The sequence below is a fragment of the Chryseobacterium sp. SIMBA_028 genome, assembly GCF_046535285.1.
GTDB lineage: Bacteria > Bacteroidota > Bacteroidia > Flavobacteriales > Weeksellaceae > Chryseobacterium.
This window is the reverse complement of sequence record NZ_JAWRWZ010000659.1, coordinates 1-248: the sequence shown is the minus strand read 5'-3', so window position 1 is coordinate 248 and position 248 is coordinate 1. Positions and strand designations below refer to the sequence as shown.

Below are 248 nucleotides of genomic sequence, written 5' to 3'. Positions count from 1 at the left end.
ACTGGCTTTATCAAAGGAATGAGATTTAGTTATTAAAAGAGAATTATTTATTTTCTCAATCATTTTCTTTTTGATCGCATGGCTTTTACTTTAGTTATTGAATCATCATTTAAGAATGTCTGATAATCTTTGCTTTCTACAGGAAATAAGGCTACTTTACCTTCTGAATCATGATGAATTCCAAAACCATATCTTTTTGATAATGGTGAAGTACGAAGACATGGCTGACCTTTTGAAAAGAACTTGAT

General features: G+C 29.8%; 1 protein-coding gene. It reads right to left on the bottom strand.

Annotation, left to right across the window (positions count from 1 at the left end; all coding sequences use genetic code 11):
- Positions 1–59: 59 nt before the first annotated feature.
- The coding region (locus tag SCA31_RS24875) for a DUF6157 family protein (protein ID WP_410699624.1) at positions 60–248 on the bottom strand (189 nt) is incomplete at its 5' end.